Source organism: Arthrobacter ipis, from assembly GCF_014694315.1.
Taxonomy (GTDB): domain Bacteria; phylum Actinomycetota; class Actinomycetes; order Actinomycetales; family Micrococcaceae; genus Arthrobacter; species Arthrobacter ipis.
The window spans coordinates 976,093-993,766 of sequence record NZ_JAAOXD010000001.1 but is presented as its reverse complement, the minus strand read 5'-3'; the positions used below and the strand labels follow the sequence as shown (position 1 = coordinate 993,766).

The following is a 17,674-nucleotide window of genomic DNA, read 5'->3' as shown; positions in this document are numbered from 1 at the left end:
ACAGCATGACGTGGGGCTACGACATTAAAGGGTGGACAGAGCACCACAGGCGGGCCGAATCGAAAAAAGTCTTTTTGATCCAATCCAGAGCGGAAACCGGGTCGCAGCTCAGGGCGTTCCCAGCCCTGAGAACGCCCTGAGCTGCCACCCAGATGGGCACACAGCTCACCCAAAAGCCCCCCGGGCAGCACCACCATCGGGCAGCGATCGAAGACCCCTGCGGCAGGGGCACCCGGCCCGGCTCACCCCCTGGCTCTTTTCGTCGCAAGGCCGAGCAATGGTTCGGGAGACGGGATTGGAAAATTCTTTGGGTCCCCCTGAAGCGCATAATGGCATCATTCACAGGCGAACAATCACGACGGCGGCCAAGGACAGGGAGGTCCGGATGCTGAGGCTACCGCGCATTACAGTTCAGGTCCCGGTGCTCGGCGTCGGCACCAAACCGGCAGACTACGAACAGCTCGCCGCCTACGCGGACGGGCTGCGCAGGCCGCAGGGCCTGCACATGACCCTGCTTCACATTGGCATACTGGAGGACTTCGCGGCCGACGTTGCTGAATGGACCAAGGGCGCGACGGATCCTGCCGCGGCCGTCGTCAAGACTGCAGACTGGTTGCGCGCGCTGCCCGTGCTGGAGGGCTTCTCCGGAACGGCCGAGCGACTGGTTCTGCTGGGCGGCGGCAGGGTGTCCGGGCTCGACGTGGACGTGCCCCAAGGCGTGCGGGACTTTCAGGTCTCCCTCGTCCAGGCCCTCCATGAGCTGCTGGATGACCTGCTGGTGGACAACCCCGATGACTTCATCCTCAGTTCCCGCGCCCTGGGCTACAGGTATCCGCGGTGGCGTCCCCACGTTGCCGTGGGCAAGCCGAAGTCACAGGGGCAGTCAGGGCAGGGCAACCCAGAGAAGGGCCGTTCACGGGAACGAAGCGACTCCTGGGAAATCCGTCCGCTCACGGTGGAGTTCGGACCGTCGCAGATCAGGAACGGGCAGTTACTGCCAGGACCTGGCGACAGTCTTCCTTAACGCCTCGCCTTCCTTAACGCCCGTGTTCCGTAATGGCTCACCGTTGGCAGGGGCTGGCTTACCCAAGAACGACGGCGGGCCTCACCTCGCGGGTTTGACCACCATGGCGGAGCCTCCCCCGCGCCTGACCGGCTCCGCCGCGGCGACCATGCGCCCGCCGGACTTGAACTCGATGGCCGTGGCCGCGCCTATCTCCGCTGCCGAAGTGAACGCGTCACCGGACGGGGTGAACTCGTGGCCGAACGGCTTCAGCTGGCTTTCATACGCCTTGATGAACGCCGGCTCAGCCGTAACCTTGGCCGCGTTCCGCTGCGCCGCCCGCGGAGCCGCAATGGCACCGGAGATGCTCATCCCCAGGTCCACCCTGTTCAGGATGGTCTGCAGGACGGTGGTGATGATCGTCGAGCCGCCGGGCGAGCCGAGGGCTAGGAACGGCTCGCCGTCCTCGAGGATGATGGTCGGCGACATCGAGGACCGGGGCCGCTTGCCCGGCTCAATCCGGTTCGGGTCCTTCGGGTCGTACACGGTGGAGAAGTCGGTCAGCTCGTTGTTCAGCAGGAACCCCCGGCCGGGCACCACGATGCCGGACCCGCCGGTCTGCTCGATGGTGAGGGTGTACTCGACGACGTTGCCCCACTTGTCCGCGACGGTCATGTTTGTGGTGGAGATGTTTTCGGTGTCCTTCTCGCTGGCGGGGGCCGCCGCGGCGGCCGGGCACGCGCCGTCGTAATTCGCCACGTCACCGGGGGCCACCGGCTTCATTGCCGCGTGCTTCGGATCAATCTCGCAGGAGCGTTCCTTGCCGAATAACGGATCCGTCAGGGCCTCGGTGGGAACATCCACGAACGCGGGGTCGCCCACGTACTTGCCGCGGTCAGCGAAGGCGAGCGCGCTGGCCTCGAGGTAGTGGTGCAGCGCGTTGGGTTTGGACATTCCGGAAAGGTTGAACGGCTCAAGGATGTTCAGCGCCTCGCCCACGGTAGTGCCACCGCTGCTCGACGGGGCCATGCCGTAGACGTCGAGGCCACGGTATTCCACGTGGGTGGGCGACTGGTTCAACGCGCGGTACTTGGCGAGGTCCGCTGTTGTCAGGTGGCCTACAGGAACAGGCAGCTTGGTGGTCTTGGTCTTGGGCGGAGCCTGGACGGTTGACGCTATCTCCTTCGCGAGCGCCCCGTGGTAGAAGCCGCGTGTTCCCTTGTCCGCGAGCAGCCGGTAGGTTGCCGCAAGGTCCGGGTTTTTGAAAATACTGCCGACGGCTGCTGCGTCACCGCCGGGGAGGAAGAGCTTGCTGGTTGAGGTGAACGCCTGGAAGCGGAGCTTGTTGTCCAGGGTCTGCTGGCGGAAGGTGCCGTCCACCACGAAGCCGCGGTCCGCAACCTCGATGGCCGGCTCGAGGACGTCGTCGAGGTCCTTGGTTCCCCACCGGTCCAGCGCTCGCTCCCACGTGGCCGGCGTGCCGGGCACGCCCACCGACACGCCACTGGTGACGAGCTCGGGGGTGAAGTTATAGGGCTTGCCCGTCTTCGGGTCGATGAAGGCGTCGCGCGGCATGGCCGCGGGAGCTGTCTCACGACCGTCGATGGTGCTCACATGCCCGGTGTGGGCGCTGTAAAAGAGGAAGTACCCGCCGCCGCCGACCCCCGCGCTGTACGGCTCGGTTACGCCGAGGGTGGCCGCAGCGGCCACCGCGGCGTCCGCAGCATTGCCTCCCCTGCGGAGGATGTCGATGGCCGCGGCGGAAGCCTCCGGGTCCACGGTGCTCACCGCGCCGCCATATCCGGTGGCCGTCGCGGTCTTTTCGGTCACCCGCTCATCAGCAAACGCGGGAGTGGTGACGGCGCCCGCCGTCACGCTCATTGCCAAGGCCGTGGTGACGGCTGCTACTCGGCTTTTCAGGTGTGGCATGGTCGCTCCCGGGTGTGAGTAAATGCGGGTTGACGGTACTGTCACGCTACTCCGCGGCGGAAAGACACTCAACGGCCGAAACATTCAACGGCCGTGTGCTTCATCAGCCGCGGCGCGCTGCCGGCGGCTGGCGTACAGGAACGGCAAGGCGAGCAACTGGATGGCGCCGCTGAACGCCACCGATGCCGGATAGCCGTACACATCGGCGGTCCGGCCGAGCACCGGCTGCACCACGACGCCGCCGCTTGAACCCATGAGCGAGGCGAAGCTGAGTACCGTGGCCCGCTGCCTGGAGTCGATCATGTCGTTCAGGTAGGCCTGCCCCACAGGGGTCCCCACCTCCGCCACCAGCGCCCAGACAGCCAGCAGCACCAGAGCCACCCAGAACTCACGGGTGAAGCCGAGCGCCACCAGGATCAGGGCGCTCCCGGCCCCGCTGAGGATCAGCACCGTGGTGCGTTTGCGGACCAGGCGCCGGAAGCGCGGCGCCAGCCAGCCGCCGAGGACCTCGGCCCCTGCCACGATGGCTGCGGCCAAACCCGCGATGGCGTACGCGGTGCGGTCGCCGAACAGCTCAAGCAGGTACGGCTGCAGGGCGTAGAAGACATAGATCCCGACGCCGGCCGTGAACGGCGCGGACAGCATCACGTAACGCACGGGAGGATTTTTCAGGCCGTTTTCGATGGACGCTGAAAGGACTGCTCGCGTCGCCTGAAGGGGACGCGCGGAGCGTTCGGGGGTGAAGCCGACGTCGTGCATGAGCCAGAGGGCGACTACGAACATGGCCAGCAGAACGCCCACTCGCAGCAGGAACGGCACTCCGAGGTCGGTGGCCTGGGCAATGACGCCACCTGCCACCGACCCGATGAGCATGGCGGTGCCGGACACCACCTGGCCGCGCCCGAATACCGTCTCCAGCGCACCGTCGTAGCCGGAGAAGTGCAGCGCGTCCACGAGCCACGCCTCCACGGCGCCGGAGAAGAAGGTGAAGCCCAAACCAAGCAGCACGGACACCACTGCCCACGACCAGAACGGCGCGGAAAGCTGCCACAGCAGGTAGTAGAGGAGCGTCGAAACGGACAGGGTCGCGGTGCCGAGCAGGAAGGAAACCCGGCGCCCCCAGCCGTCGGCCACCACGCCGGTGGGCACCTCAAACAGCACCATCCCGGCGGTGAAGAAGGCGTTCGCGGCAAAGGCCTCAAGGTTGCTGAGCCCGGCGTCGAGTAGAAACAGCGTGTTGATGCCCCAGATGAACGACGCCGCAAGTGTATTGCCGAGTGTCAGCGTCAGGTAGATGCGCTGCACCTTGCGGGCCGCCGGGTTCATCGCCTCGCTGTCCGTCCCGGCGCGGAGTTGGGGCACGGAACCATTCTCGTCGCCTTCGCGGGGGGCCGCCAGAGACCCTTTTATCAGGCGGCGTACGAGCGTAGCGTCGTGCCCAGCGGAGTAGGCGGCGAAAGGCAGTGCGGCTCCGGCCCGCACAGCCGCTGTCCCTCCTGAGCCGTCGAAGGAGGCGGGAATGGCTGCTGGCTGGAATGCTGACACAGCTGCCGGTCCGGTGGGATCAGGCACGGTCACCCTGGTGGAAGGTTCGTCCTTCTGCATTTCCTCGGCGAACGGGGATATCCACCCGGAGCATCCGCACGGGGTCTTCCATGAGGACACCCGCATCCTGTCCCGCTGGAATCTGTCTGTGAACGGCCTGCCGCTGGAGGCGCTGACGGCGGAGACCAAGGAGCCTTACCGGGCGCTGTTTATTGGCCGCGTTCCCCGGTCTGACGGGTACGCGGACAGTCCCCTGATCGTGGAGCGCCTGCGGGAGGTCGGCGCCGGCATCCGCGAGGAGATCACCATCCGGAACTACTCCTCCAAGGAGACTGAGTGCATTGTTTCGCTCAGCGTTGAATCGGATTTCGCTGATCTTTTTGAGGTGAAGGAGGCACGTGTCCAGCGACGCTGGGAAGAATCCCGCCGGCCTGAGGGCGACTCCCTGGTGATCAAGGCGGGCTGGCAGGACCTCGTTAAGAGCGTCGTCGTCAACGCGCATGGCGCCGAGGTCACGGCCGACTCCCTGACCTTCCGGACGGTGGTCCCGCCGCGCGGTGCCTGGAGCTCTCGGGTGAGCGTGGCGCCTGCCGCCAACGGCGGCGGGGTCCCGCCGTCGTCGATAATCCGTCCCGCGCCCGGTGACGTATCCCCGAGCGACCGCCGCCGGCAGGAATGGGTGGCCAAGATTCCCAAGCTGCACATGGGAAACCGTTCCATCGAGCGGACCCTTCGGCGCAGCTATGACGACCTCGGCGCGCTCCGCATCGAGGATCCCGCACATCCGGAGCGCGTCGTGGTGGCCGCCGGTGCCCCGTGGTTCATGACGCTGTTCGGCCGGGACTCGCTGTGGGCTTCGGAAATGGCGCTGCCAGTGGATCCGTCCCTGGCGCTGGGCACTCTGCAGACGCTGGCCGACCGGCAGGGCAAGGTGGTGGACGTCATGAGCGAGGAGGAGCCCGGGAAGATCCTGCATGAGGTCAGGCTCGGCATCTCCAGCGGGCTGGCGCTGGGCGGCAAATCCGCCTACTACGGCAGCGTCGATGCCACGCCGCAGTTCGTGATGTCACTGGGTTCGGTGAGCCGCTGGGGCTTCGCCAAGGACACGATTGCAGCGCTGCTGCCCCATGCCGACCGCGCTCTGGACTGGGTACGGAATTACGGCGACAAGGACGGCGACGGGTTCGTCGAGTACGAGCGCCTCAACGACCAGGGCCTCATCAACCAGGGCTGGAAGGACTCGTGGGACGGCATCAACTTCGCGGACGGGACGCTGGCCGAGCCCCCCATCGCGCTCTGCGAAGTCCAGGCCCTGGTCTACAGCGCATTTCTGTCCAGGGCATGGATGGCGTACGACGCCGGCGACGCACCGTTGGCGGCGCGGCTCACCGAAGAGGCGGCGGAGCTGAAGAAGAAGTTCAACGAACAGTTCTGGCTGCCGGACCGCGGCTATTATGCCGTCGCGCTGGACCGCAACAAGCGGCCGGTGGACGCGTGCACTTCCAACATGGGGCAGTGCCTGTGGCACGGCATCGTGGATGAGGACAAGCTGCCCCTGGTAGCCGAGCGGCTGATGACCCCCGAAATGTTCAGCGGCTGGGGCGTCCGGACCCTGGCCACTAACATGGGCGCCTACAACCCGGCCAGTTACCACAATGGGTCGGTCTGGCCCCATGACAATGCCATCATCGCGGCGGGCCTGTTGCGCTACGGCTTCGTGGAGGAGGCACAGCGGATCGCCACGGCCCTGCTGGAAGCGGCCGAATTCACCGACGGGCGCCTGCCGGAACTGTTCTGCGGCTTCAGCCGGGACCAGGTTACCGAACCGGTGCCGTATCCGACGGCCTGCTCCCCGCAGGCATGGGCGGCCACCACGCCGATCATGCTGGTGACCAGCCTGATGCGGTACGACGCTCATGTGTCCCGGGGCGGCATGTGGATGGACCCCGTGTTGCCCGAATCCTACGGCGACCTGCACATCACCAACGCTCCCATGGGCGGCGGCCGGATCACCATCGACATCACGGGTTCCGAGCCCTCCGTGCAGGGGCTGCCGGAAGGACTGACCTTCCACCGCGAACACCGGCCATGGCTGACGGAACTGTTAGCTGAAGCCGGGCTGGGAAAATAAGGGCCGGCGTCGTTCTCGCGGCTCTGAGTCGGGATCAGGGGCGGTGTCCGGATCTAGGGGCGGCGGTCCAGCGCCTGCAGCAGCCGTTGAATGGAGCCACCGAGGTTCCACTCGGTGGCGAGCCGCGCAAGCTCGTCCCGCGCCTCGCCCCTGACGGCGTGCAGTTCCGCACCCGCCTCCTCAAGGGAGGGCAGCTCCAGATTGCGCACCACGTTGACGACGGCGGGGGCCACCTTGAGATAGTCCGCGGCGGCACCAAGCTTGGACCGCACCGAGGCGGACACCCCGCCTCCGGGATCCGCTGCCGCCGCTACGAGCCCGTCGAGCGTGCCGTGTTCCAGGAGGAGCGCCGCGGCGGTCTTCTCGCCGATGCCCGCGACGCCCGGCAGCCCGTCCGAGGCATCGCCGCGGAGAGTGGCGTAGTCGGCGTACTGTTCGGGTAGCACGCGGTACTTACCCACCACGACGGCGTCGGTCAGGACTTCGAGGTTTTTCATGCCGCGGGCGGTGTAGATCACGCGCACCTGCCGGGCATCGTCGACCAGCTGAAAGAGGTCCCGGTCCCCCGTCACCACGTCGACCGGAAGGTGTGCGTGGCTGGCGTAGGTGCCCACAACGTCGTCGGCCTCGTGCTCCGGAGCGCCCACGACGGCGATGCCGGCGAGGCCCAGCACATGGCGGATCAGCGGGATCTGCGCTTCCAGCGCGTCCGGCACCACCTCCACGTCCGGGGCCGCCTGCCTCACCTCGGCGACCCGGTGGGACTTGTAGGTCGGGAGGAGGTCCACCCGCCACTGCGGACGCCAGTCGTCATCCCAGCACGCGACCAGATGCGTGGCGCCGTAGTCCGTGGTGAGTCGCGCAATCATGTCCAGCAGCCCGCGGACCGCGTTCACCGGCGTACCGTCGGGCCGGCGGATGGTGTCGGGCAGGCCATAGAAGGCGCGGAAGTACAGGGAGGCGGTATCCAGCAGCATCAGGCGGTTGACCATGACTGATCCTGACACGGATTCACCACCCGGTGGCTGGGACACGGGCCGGAAGTGGGAGGATGGGCGCATGGAATTGCACATCACCGGCGACCCCGCCGCCGACAAACTGCTCAGCGATGACGCTTTCGCGCTGCTTACCGGCATGCTGCTTGACCAGCAGGTGACCATGGAGTCGGCGTTCGCCGGACCCGAAAAGATCCGCTCGCGCATCGGGTCCATCAGTCCTGCCGCCGTCGCCGAACACGACCCGGCAGCCTTCGTCGAAGTCTTCAAGGAACGTCCGGCAGTCCACCGCTTCCCCGGCTCCATGGCCGGCCGCGTCCAGGCGCTCGCCGAGGCCGTGCAGAGCGAGTGGAACGGCGACGCAACCGCCATTTGGACCCGGGACGAACCCGATGGCAAGGAAGTTCTCCGCAGGCTGAAGGCATTGCCTGGATTCGGCGAGCAGAAGGCCAAGATCTTCCTGGCGCTGCTCGGCAAGCAGCGCGGACTTCAGGCGCCGGGCTGGCGCGAGGCCGCCGGCCACTATGGCGAGGAGGGTTCCTACCTCTCGGTCGCGGACATCGTGGACCCCGAGTCGCTGACGAAGGTGCGCGCCAGCAAGCAGGCAGCAAAGGCTGCCGCCAAGGCAGCGAAGGCGCCGGCCGCCGAATAGGGCTGAAGTACGACGACGGCCGGTCGCCCTGGCGTCATAGGCTCAGTACTCGCCCTTGATCACGAAGTAGGAGCCGCGGATCTCACCGGCCAGCTTCGACTTTTGCCGTGCGAACTTGAAGCTTGACGCGAGTTCCTCGGGAACTTCCATGCCTTGCGAGAGCTTGAAGCCCACTGCCCGCTTCGCTCCGTCCTCGATGCCGTACATCACGTTGATTGACAGGCCGGATTCATAGAACACATAAGCCATCCGGAAACCGTCCACCTCGAAGGAGGTAACCTCAAGCGGACGGGAAGAAATGACGATGTTGCGCTCTTCGGAGAGGATGCGGTTGACCCAGTCGAGCGTTTCCGGCGCCTCGCTGGCGGGCTTGACGGTGAAAGTGTGGTTGTACTTGTTCTTGTAATAACGTGCCTCGTTGGCACGCAGTCCTGCCAGCGGTTCCGCCACTGGGGACGATTCCACGCCAACGGTGGACACGTTCTGGAAGTCTACGGTGTATGGCATGCGCCCTCCTGGTTATGATTTATCGCACTCCTCACCCTAATGTCCGGCGCTGCAGCCCGGCTTCTCGATTCCTGATCGATTGGAGTCAGTAGCGCCAGCGGAGGGCAGCGATCACAGCCTCGCGGTCAAGCTTGGCAAATCGCTCTGCTTCGCCGCGCCGCACAGCCACATAGGCGTCCAGCAATTCACGGCCCAGCGCTGAGCGGAGGAAACGGCTGCCCTCCAGATCGTCCAGGGCAGTGAACATGTCACGCGCAAACGCCCGGATATCCAGTCGCTCCCGCTCCGTCTCGCTTAGGGTCCCGGGATCGATGGTGACCCCCTCAGGCAGTTTCAGCCCTCTCCTGAAGCCCTCCATCGCGGCGGCAAGAATGGCGGCTACGGCAAGGTACTGGTTGGCGGACCCATCGCAGCATTTCACTTCGACGTTCGACTGCCCGTCCTCGTCGCCCTTCAGGCCCGGCACGAAGCGGACGGCGGCCTCGCGGTTGCCAGTGCCCCAGCAAATAAAACTGCCCGCCCATTGTTCTGGTTGAAGCCGCGCCAGGCTCAAGGCGCTTCCGCCCAGCAGTGCGGCGCTTTCCGCCAGCCTGCCGAGCACGCCCGCAATCATGCTCTCGCCTTCCGGACTCATCTGCGTGGCGGCTGCATCGTCGTGGAAGACGTTGCCGTCCCCGTTCCTTGCGGAGAAATGGATGTGGCAGCCGTTGGTCGCAGTTTTGGAATCCGCTATTGGCGAGTATGAAACGTGCAGTCCATGGCGCCGGGAAACCCGTGCGACGATGAACCGGGCCAGAAGGTAATCATCCACCGCCTGAACCGGGCTCCTCGGGGCCAGGGCGATCTCCACCTGGCCCCGGCCGTACTCGGGGTGGATCTGTTCAACCGGAACGCCGGCCTCCACCAGCTCTGTAAGCACGTCCAGATTCCATGCTTCCAGCTGAAGGAACGCGGCCGCACCATAGCCCGGACCATCGTGCGCCAGGACAGGGGCATCCTGAGTACCGCTGAACACGGTGAACTCCAGCTCGGTGCCTACCCACACCTCCAGCCCGGCGGCTGACCATTCGGCAGCAACACGTTTAAGTGCCGTGCGCTGGCAGGTTGGAAACGGAACACCATGCATGTCCACCAGGTCGGCCGGCGCCCAGGCGAGGCCCCTGGCCTTGTCGATGACGGCAACTGCCGAGCGGTCCGGCATTCCGCGCAGGTCACCGACTATGGGATCGATCCCGGATGACCGGGTGACGTGGTCGTCGGCCGCCAGGAGGACTCCGACGCTCACTGAGACGCCGCAGCCATGGTGGAAGGCGCCCTCGACCCTGGGTCCCGGCAATACTTTGACCCGTGAAACACCTGCGTTGTCCAGGTGGGAAATGACAAGAGCCCTGACTTGCTGGAGATCCAAGTCTGCCTTGGGATTTGAAGTCACCGCTTTCCTTCCGTCGTTCGGGCGATCGGCGCTGCGCTCAGGTACTCAGGTGCTCAGGTCATAGACACGCTTGGCGTTTTTCGAGGCAACCATCGTGGCAATTCTCTCGGCGTCCCTCGGAGTTGCCCAGCCCGAGGCAATCCATTCGTCCATCAGGGCCGCGAACTCTGTTCGCCAGTTGGCCGCGCTGACGGCGTAGTGCTCGGCAAGGCCATACGAGTCCGATGAGTAGAGAACCTTGCTGAACGGTGCAATCTCCATCGCCTGGCGGATCGCTGTGCCGGCACTCGGGCCCAGGTAATGCGATACCAACCCCGTGTCCAGGTAGACGTGCGGGAAGACCTGGGCCAGGATCCCGGCTTCCCTGATGAAGGGGTAGCAGTGCAGCAGCAGGAAATCGACGCCCAGTGTTCTGGTGGCGTGGAAGAGCGGGGTGAGCCGGGATGGATCAGCCCGGAACAGCTCAACGTCGCCGTCGCCGTACCCCGTGTGGAGCTGAAGGGGAAGGCCTGTGTCGATCCCGGACCAAAGACCGAACCTCAACAGGACCGGGTCCGTCACTCTGAACGTCCCGGTCCTCTCCGCAGTACGGAACCATTCGTCAGCGGCTTTGAGCACTTCACGCCCGGACGGCCGTTCGGCGGGAATGTCGAAACCATGACGGTAGGCGATGATGGACTTCAGCCCCACCGCCTCGCGGCTTCTGGCGGCCAGCGTCGCCGGGAACTTCGCAACAAAGCCGGCTGCCGTGGACTCGGCCGCTAGGTCCTCGGCTACCCTCTCGATTCGGACAATCACGCAAACCCGGGCATCAGCAAGCACTGCCATGGCGTCGGGTTCAGGAAGCCGAGCATCCCGTATGCCCGTGTCAAGGAGGTAGTCGGAAGTCCCGGTGCTGTGAAGCAGCAGCCGGTTAGCTTCTGCGGTGCCGACGCTCCTGCGGCGCGCAAGGTATTCATCAAGTGGCGCAAGCGGCTCAAGTCCGAGGATCGGGGCGCAGAAACGCCGCACCGCAAGCCCGAAGGGCGAATCGAGGCTGTCCGTGCCTGCCGGTGCCGGCCAGCCGGACTCCGTGGCCAGGCTCCTGAACCCGTTATCGGACAGTTCGGCCTCGACAACGCCGTGGCAGTGGTGATCGACCAGGGGCAGGTCAATCCTGCGGTTGTGCGCGTGAGTCATGGCCCCGCCAACTGGGCCGGCCAGTACGTCGTCATCAGCACCCCAGTCGCCGTAGTCGCGGAGTCGACCAGTTGGAGCCGGCGAGCGTCGTCGTCCGGCCCGAACAGGCGGCGGCCCGAGCCGAGCACCAGCGGGTGAATCATCAGGAACAGCTCGTCGATGAGGCCGAGCGGGAGTAGGGACCGAATGAGCTGGCCGCTGCCCATGATCACCAAGTTGCCCCCGGGCTGATCGCGCAGCGCAGCAACTTGAGCGGGGACATCCCCGCTCAGGAGCGTGGAGTTCGGCCACTTCAGCTGGGTGTCGGGGTTGGCGGAGGCGACGTACTTCCTTGTCCCGTTGAGGCTGTCCTTGAATGGGCCCCCGGCCTGGTTCCAGTAGGAGAGCATGTCGTCGTAGCTGCGTCGGCCGAACAGCCACGAGAAGCCCGGCCCCAGCCGCTCGCCCATCGCGGTGAACATTGCAGGGTCATTGTCCTGCTGGGCCCAGCCGCCGTGCCGAAAGCCGTCACGGGTGTCTTCTTCGGGGCGCCCCGGCCCCTGCAGAACGCCGTCGAGGCTGAGGTGATTCAATGCCAGAACGCGCATGCAAGACTCCCTCCAACGTCAGCTGGCGTTGACCGCCGGGGTGGTTACGCGCCCGCCCAAAGCGACCCAGAGGTACCGGATGGCTGCCTCGACGCCTTTGGGATTCACTCCCGCCAAGAGCTGCAGGACCAAGCCGTCCAGTGCTGCGAACGCGGCCTGGGCAGCACCCTCCTGCCCGCCGAAGCCGATCCGTTGCAGGCCGTCCGAGAGCGCTGCGACGTAGCTTTCATAGAGGTGCCGCACCGGCCCCGCCAGTTCGGGGCGCCGCCGCGATTCCAGGATCATTTCGTACTGGAAAATCTGGATATCGGGGTTGTCCTCAATCAGCGACAGAATGCTCTGGCAGAACTCCTCCTCGGTCGCAGGCAGCGCTTCCAGCTGTGACAGCCCGATCGACTGCTGCACGGACCATTCGAGTGCGGCTTCGATGAGGGCGTCCCGCTTGCCGAAGTGATGGACCACCAAAGTGTTGTTGACGCCGGCGTGCTCGGCAACAGCACGGAATGTCAGGCCCCGCAGTCCCTTGCGCGCCACCACATGCACGGTCGCGGCCAGCAGGGCTTCTCGCCCTGTGCCGTAGCCACTTTGTTTCTGCCCGCTCATGTCACCGATTCTAGCCGCTGGCCGCAGGGTATTGACTTCAGACCTCAGCAAATGCTTAGCTGTGATGCAACGCACAACTAAGCAGCTGCATAGTTGTTCAATTCCAGGAGGAACCAGTGTCCACGTCCACGCACGCCATCGAATTCACCGTCCACGCCGCCTTCGATCCGCAGAAGTACGAGCCCTTCATTCTGGGCCAGGTCCAGTGGGTGCGACGCCCCGGAGACGGCGACCGTCCTGGGCTGTCCGCCGGCTTCTGGCACGTCACCACTGAAGACGCCCCCGAGCCGTTCGATCTGCTCATCGAGGCGGACGAGACCATCCACATCATCGAAGGACACCTGCACATTGAGGTCGACGGCGGCGAGAGCCTCGATCTGAAGGCAGGCTCAGCGGCTTCATTCAACAAGGGAGCCCAAACCCGGTGGACCGTCGTCGAAGACACCACGGAGTTCTTTGTCTACTCCTGATCAGCACCCGGAAATTTTGAAAGCAGAAGGCTCCATCGTGAATAACACCATCCCCCAGACCCAGCAGGCCGACGTCGTCATCATTGGAGCCGGCTTTGCCGGCCTCACCGCGGCCCGCGAACTGCGCCAGGCCGGTTGGTCCGTAATCGTTCTCGAAGCCCGCGACCGAATCGGCGGCCGAACCTGGCTCGATGACAGGCTTGGCCGCCCCCTGGAAATCGGCGGGACTTGGGTCCACTGGACCCAGCCCTACGTTTGGGCGGAAATGACGCGCTACGGAATCGGCACCGTTCAGAGCCCGGTCCCGGAACGTGCCTACTGGTGGGCCGGCGGCGCACTGCACGAGGGCAGCCCGGATGAGCTGCTGAAAGAAATCGATGCCCCTAACCGGAAGCTGGTGGAACAATCGCGCGAGTACTTCCCGCAGCCTTTCGCTCCCTTCACCAACCCTGACATCAAAGGCATTGACCACGTTTCCCTGCCAAAGAAAATCGCTGAACTCCAGATCACGGACGACTCCCGGGACGTCCTGGAATCCTTCTGGGCGCTGAACTTCAACGGCCCGATAGACGACGCCGCCTACACTCAGGCGCTGCGCTGGGTTGCGCTCACCAACGGCGACTGGATGGTCAACTTCGAAGCCTGCGCCACCTTCAAGATCCAGGGCGGCACCGGCAAATTGATCAACGGCATCGCCGCCGGAACAGACGTGCGCCTCGGGAAAACCGTTTCGGCCGTCCACTACGCGGACGGCAACGCCGCCGTCATGACCAGCGACGGCGAAGAGTTCCACGCAGCGCACGTGCTCTGCACGCTTCCCCTCGGCGCCATGGGGGCGGTCGCGTTCGATCCCCCGCTTCCCGCGGCCAGCCGGAAGAGCGTCGCCGACGGCCAGGTCTCCAAAGGCATCAAGGTGTGGATCACTGTCAGGGACGAGGTAAAGCCGTTCGTTGCCCTCGGTGCCGCTGAGTGGCCGCTGAACTTCGTCCAGGCGGAATACGACCAGGACGGCAACACCATCCTCGTCGCGTTCGGACCGGACACCGCGCGCCTTGACGCCACCGACATCCGGCAGGTCCAGGCCGCCGTTGACCTGCTGGTGCCGGACCTTGAAGTGCTGGACGTCGCCAGCCACGACTGGACCAGCGACCCGCTGTCCGGACAGACCTGGCCCATGCACCGGCCAGGGTTCCTGACGGAGTCCCTATCCAGCTTCCAACAGCGGCAGGGTGCGCTCTTATTCGCAGGTTCGGACTACGCCAACGGCTGGGGCGGCTTCATCGACGGCGCCATCGAAAGCGGCATGGAAGCAGCCCGCAGCATCGTGAACGCGCGCAGCGCCTAACTTTCAGGGCAAGGCGTTACTTCTCGGCCGTGGAGAGGCCGGCGGTGTTCGCGTCGCCGGCTGTGCCCGAACGCTCAAGGAGCCTGCCGACCTGGACGACGGCGGATCTGATCTTCCCCGGATTTCCAAACGTGAGGAACTGGAGCATCAGTCCGTCGAGTGCGGCGAAAACCGCCCGGGAAAGTTCGTCGTTCGTATCGAGGGAACGCTCGCGGAGAGCCGTTTCGACTGTTGAGATGTAGTTGTCGTATAGGCGGTCCAGAAGGGCCTTAAGCTCCGGCTTTCGCCGCGCCTCAAGAAGCATTTCAAACTGGAACAGCTGCAATTCCGGCTCAGAGGCCACGGAAGCCAGGAGAGCATCGGCGAACTGCTCGTCGAAATCAGCTACGCGGGCAAGCCCGGTTTCATCAATGGACCGCTGCACAGCCCACTCAAGGGTGGCCGCAAGCAAACCTTCGATCGAACCGAAGTGATGCGTAATGAGCGTGTGATTCACACCTGCCCGGGCAGCAACAGAACGGTAAGTGACTCCCCGCAGGCCCTTCTCGGCAACAACATCAATGACCGCCGCCAGCAGTGCATCGCGGCCATCCCCATAGGGCAAACGTTGGGAATCCGAGCTCATAAGGCGATTTTAGCCCCCCCAGCACGCCCGATTGAGACCCTTGACATCCAGAACTAAACACTTGTAGAGTTTTGCTCGCGATGCGGCACACGTTCGCTCGTCACATTCGCTTTTACCGAAGACGCGCACGAGGGGGTGCGCCTTCAACCGGCACCCACACTTACTCATAGGCATGACTCGTGAGTCCTTGCCCTGGCGAAAGAGCCACACCATGAATCAACAAACCGGACAGATGCCCGCTCAGGGCACGGTCACCAGCCCTGTCCGCCTGCGGCCGAATAAACTGGGCGTCGTCGCAGTTGCCTTCTTTGCGATTGCTGCCGCCGCGCCCATGGCGGCCGTTGTCGGCGCGAGCCCTGTTCTGTTCGCGGCCAGCGGACCCGGAACCCCCGTCATCTACGTGGTCGCAGCCCTACTGGTGGCCCTGTTTTCCGTGGGATGTCTGCGGATGAGCCACAGCATCACGAACGCGGGGGGATTTGTCGCCTACATCGCCAAGGGACTGGGAACGCAGTGGGCCACCGGCGGGGCGGGCATCGCGATCCTGACCTATGTCAGCCTCCAGGTGGGGCTGTGGTCCCAGTTCGGCGTCTTCGCACAGCAACTCGTCGAGAGCCTGACAGGAGTTGGGCTACCGCCCTACTTCTGGATCGTCGTCGTGCTGTCGCTGGCTACCGCCCTGACCATGAAGGGCGTGGATGCGAGCCTGAAGGTTCTGGGCATTCTGATCCTGGGCGAAACCCTCGTCGTTGCTGCACTTGTCGTTTCGCTGATCGCCCAAAAGGGGTTTGGGATCTTCACCTTTGACGGGTTCACCGGCGCCAACATCGTGGGCCCCGGACTCGGCATCTCACTGCTGTTCGCCTTTGCCTGCTTCACCAGCTTTGAAGCGACAGTCGTCTTTGCGGAGGAAGCCGTGAACCCGCGCAAGACGATTCCGCGCGCCGCCTATCTCGTCATCGCCTTCGTCGGCTTCTTCTACATGGTTTCCACCTGGGCAATCAGCGGAGCGATCGGCATCGACCGGGTCCAGTCCGAAGCCGCAGGCAACCCCGCCGGCATGATTTTCGACCTCGCCCAGAGCAGCGCCGGCTCCTGGCTCAGCCTCTCCATGCAAATCCTCGTCGTGACCAGCTTCATTGCCATGATGCTGGGCCTGGCCAACATGTTCGCCCGGTATCTCTTCGCCCTGGGACGCGCAGGTACGCTGCCTGCAAAGCTGGCATCAGTCTCAAAGAGCGGCGCCCCGAGGTTCGCCGGGCTGGTCAACGGCCTCGCGGTCCTGACCATCATCAGCGCCTTCCTGATCTCCGGGGCCGACCCCATCACCACTGTGTTCGCATGGTTCGTCGCCCTCGGAACCGCCGGCTTCATCAGCATCCTCCTCCTGACGTCCGCAGCGATCATCGTCTTTTTCGCCAGGGCGAAGATCCGGGACAACCTCTGGGTAACCGTCATCGCACCCGTCCTGTCCTTCATTTCGTTCATCATCATCGGCTACCTGACCCTGGACAACTACGACGCCCTGCTCGGCGGTGCCGGCGGTGCTGCACGCTGGCTCCTGCTCGGCATCCCCATCGTCCTCATCGCAGGAATAGCCCGGGGAGTCCAGAAACCGTCCATCGACTACGCCTCCGAAATCGTCTGACGCCACAACTCCTAAAGAACCAAACAGTTCAGCAAAAACGAATCTCAACCAAAGGAAAACCATGACCGCGACTGACATCCAGGACTACGTTCCCGAAAACGAATGGCCCTCCGTGGCCACCATGCTCGACGGATTCGGAGACCAAACCCTGCCCGCCTCGGCTGCCCTGACGGGCACCTCACTGCACCTCCCCCAGGACGGCGGTGGCGCAATCGCGTACAGCTTCCATGACGCGCATTCCCTGACCTGGACGTCTGCCGACGGCGAAGAGGATCAAGGTGCAGCCAGGTACAAGGCGATCGAAGCGCGACCCGGGATCTTCATCATCGACTTCGTCAAGGGCGAAGACCGCCACGCTGAAAATGTCACCATCATCCTCGACAGGAACAGCGGCGCTGTAACAACCGCCGTCACCTCCTTTATCGCCGAAGGAGACAAGATCCGCAGCACCACCACGTTCAGCCACGGAAACGTGGAAGGGTCTGCGGCCAACCACTCCCGCTCCAGCGGGCTGGCCGGCAAGCGCATCTACTACCGCTACAGCGACGTCGAGACCTACGAACACATCTACCTCAACGCCGGCACCTTCACCTGGCACTGCCTTCGCGGCGGCGAGGCAGGACTCGCCGACACCGACCGCTGCCTCACTTTCGACGTTGGCGAGGACCTGTACCTGTTCTTCTGGACCGAGAAGGTGATGACCGTTGAGGCCGTCCTCCTCATAGACCTGCGCGAGCAACGGTCCATCGGGCGGATGTTCGGCTGGGACGAGCCCGCCGCCGAACCGGTGGTCCTGCCTTTCAACTCCCGCCTCACGGTCCTGAACACTACCGAATACCCGCAGGACAACCACAAGCATTAGCCAACAAAGCCACTCCCCAAGGAGCACCAATGGAAACCTACGATTCATTGCTTGCCAGCATTACCGCAGCGCCCGCTCAAGACAGCCGGACCATTTTCGACCCCGCCACTGGCGGCGTCGTGGGCGAGGCGCCGGTCCACACCGTTGAGGACCTCGAAACG

General features: G+C 64.7%; 16 protein-coding genes. 7 read left to right on the top strand and 9 right to left on the bottom strand.

The genetic code is table 11. The annotated features are described in order from the left end of the window. The first annotated feature begins 385 nt into the window (after window positions 1-385). Window positions 386-1,024, top strand: a complete 639-nt coding sequence (locus G9E11_RS04755) for a hypothetical protein (protein WP_190603299.1) — start codon at window positions 386-388, stop codon at window positions 1,022-1,024. Window positions 1,025-1,105: 81 nt separating this feature from the next. On the opposite strand, the gene ggt is transcribed toward G9E11_RS04755, so the two are convergent. Beyond that, the gene (gene ggt / locus G9E11_RS04750) at window positions 1,106-2,932 is read right to left on the bottom strand and encodes a gamma-glutamyltransferase (protein ID WP_190603298.1); all 1,827 of its coding nucleotides are present in this window, start codon (window positions 2,930-2,932) and stop codon (window positions 1,106-1,108) included. A gap of 84 nt (window positions 2,933-3,016) precedes the next feature. Next, entirely contained in the window at window positions 3,017-4,258 is a 1,242-nt protein-coding gene (locus G9E11_RS04745) for an MFS transporter (protein ID WP_190603651.1), read from the bottom strand. Between the two features lie 193 nt (window positions 4,259-4,451). On the opposite strand from G9E11_RS04745, the gene G9E11_RS04740 reads away from it, so the two are divergent. Continuing rightward, window positions 4,452-6,608, top strand: coding sequence for an amylo-alpha-1,6-glucosidase (locus G9E11_RS04740; RefSeq protein WP_190603297.1), 2,157 nt, complete (start codon window positions 4,452-4,454; stop codon window positions 6,606-6,608). Between the two features lie 53 nt (window positions 6,609-6,661). On the opposite strand, the gene G9E11_RS04735 is transcribed toward G9E11_RS04740, so the two are convergent. Further along, on the bottom strand, window positions 6,662-7,600 hold the full coding sequence (locus G9E11_RS04735; RefSeq protein ID WP_190603296.1) for a 5'-3' exonuclease: 939 nt from the start codon (window positions 7,598-7,600) through the stop codon (window positions 6,662-6,664). A gap of 67 nt (window positions 7,601-7,667) precedes the next feature. On the opposite strand from G9E11_RS04735, the gene G9E11_RS04730 reads away from it, so the two are divergent. Continuing rightward, the gene (locus G9E11_RS04730; RefSeq protein WP_190603295.1) at window positions 7,668-8,255 is read left to right on the top strand and encodes an HhH-GPD-type base excision DNA repair protein; all 588 of its coding nucleotides are present in this window, start codon (window positions 7,668-7,670) and stop codon (window positions 8,253-8,255) included. Window positions 8,256-8,297: 42 nt separating this feature from the next. On the opposite strand, the gene G9E11_RS04725 is transcribed toward G9E11_RS04730, so the two are convergent. The 5 genes from G9E11_RS04725 to G9E11_RS04705 form a co-directional block, all read right to left on the bottom strand. Continuing rightward, a complete protein-coding gene (locus tag G9E11_RS04725) occupies window positions 8,298-8,762 on the bottom strand; it encodes a phage tail protein (protein WP_190603294.1) in 465 nt (154 codons plus the stop codon). Between the two features lie 85 nt (window positions 8,763-8,847). Beyond that, window positions 8,848-10,194 carry a type I glutamate--ammonia ligase gene (locus tag G9E11_RS04720; protein ID WP_190603293.1) on the bottom strand — a complete coding sequence of 449 codons (1,347 nt, stop codon included), beginning with the start codon at window positions 10,192-10,194 and terminating at the stop codon, window positions 8,848-8,850. Window positions 10,195-10,239: 45 nt separating this feature from the next. Then, window positions 10,240-11,373 (bottom strand): amidohydrolase family protein, encoded by a 1,134-nt coding sequence (locus tag G9E11_RS04715; RefSeq protein ID WP_203219240.1) that lies wholly within the window; start codon window positions 11,371-11,373, stop codon window positions 10,240-10,242. After that, on the bottom strand, window positions 11,370-11,960 hold the full coding sequence (locus G9E11_RS04710) for a dihydrofolate reductase family protein (RefSeq protein WP_190603292.1): 591 nt from the start codon (window positions 11,958-11,960) through the stop codon (window positions 11,370-11,372). Before G9E11_RS04710 ends, G9E11_RS04715 begins: the two co-directional genes overlap by 4 nt. An 18-nt stretch (window positions 11,961-11,978) precedes the next feature. Beyond that, complete coding sequence (locus G9E11_RS04705; RefSeq protein ID WP_190603291.1) at window positions 11,979-12,563, bottom strand: TetR/AcrR family transcriptional regulator; 585 nt, start codon at window positions 12,561-12,563, stop codon at window positions 11,979-11,981. Between the two features lie 116 nt (window positions 12,564-12,679). On the opposite strand from G9E11_RS04705, the gene G9E11_RS04700 reads away from it, so the two are divergent. Together G9E11_RS04700 and G9E11_RS04695 are read left to right on the top strand one after the other, a co-directional pair. After that, on the top strand, window positions 12,680-13,033 hold the full coding sequence (locus tag G9E11_RS04700) for a cupin domain-containing protein (protein WP_190603290.1): 354 nt from the start codon (window positions 12,680-12,682) through the stop codon (window positions 13,031-13,033). Window positions 13,034-13,070: 37 nt separating this feature from the next. Beyond that, window positions 13,071-14,378 carry a flavin monoamine oxidase family protein gene (locus G9E11_RS04695; RefSeq protein ID WP_190603289.1) on the top strand — a complete coding sequence of 436 codons (1,308 nt, stop codon included), beginning with the start codon at window positions 13,071-13,073 and terminating at the stop codon, window positions 14,376-14,378. Window positions 14,379-14,394: 16 nt separating this feature from the next. Here the strand turns inward: G9E11_RS04695 and G9E11_RS04690 are convergent, their stop codons facing one another. Beyond that, on the bottom strand, window positions 14,395-15,003 hold the full coding sequence (locus G9E11_RS04690; protein ID WP_190603288.1) for a TetR/AcrR family transcriptional regulator: 609 nt from the start codon (window positions 15,001-15,003) through the stop codon (window positions 14,395-14,397). 211 nt (window positions 15,004-15,214) lie between these two features. Here G9E11_RS04690 and G9E11_RS04685 point away from each other — a divergent pair, with 211 nt between their 5' ends. Together G9E11_RS04685 and G9E11_RS04680 are read left to right on the top strand one after the other, a co-directional pair. Next, complete coding sequence (locus G9E11_RS04685) at window positions 15,215-16,651, top strand: APC family permease (RefSeq protein ID WP_190603285.1); 1,437 nt, start codon at window positions 15,215-15,217, stop codon at window positions 16,649-16,651. Window positions 16,652-16,712: 61 nt separating this feature from the next. Next, window positions 16,713-17,513: a MoaF C-terminal domain-containing protein gene (locus G9E11_RS04680; RefSeq protein WP_190603283.1), complete on the top strand. Its 801-nt coding sequence runs from the start codon at window positions 16,713-16,715 to the stop codon at window positions 17,511-17,513. Window positions 17,514-17,674: the final 161 nt, after the last annotated feature.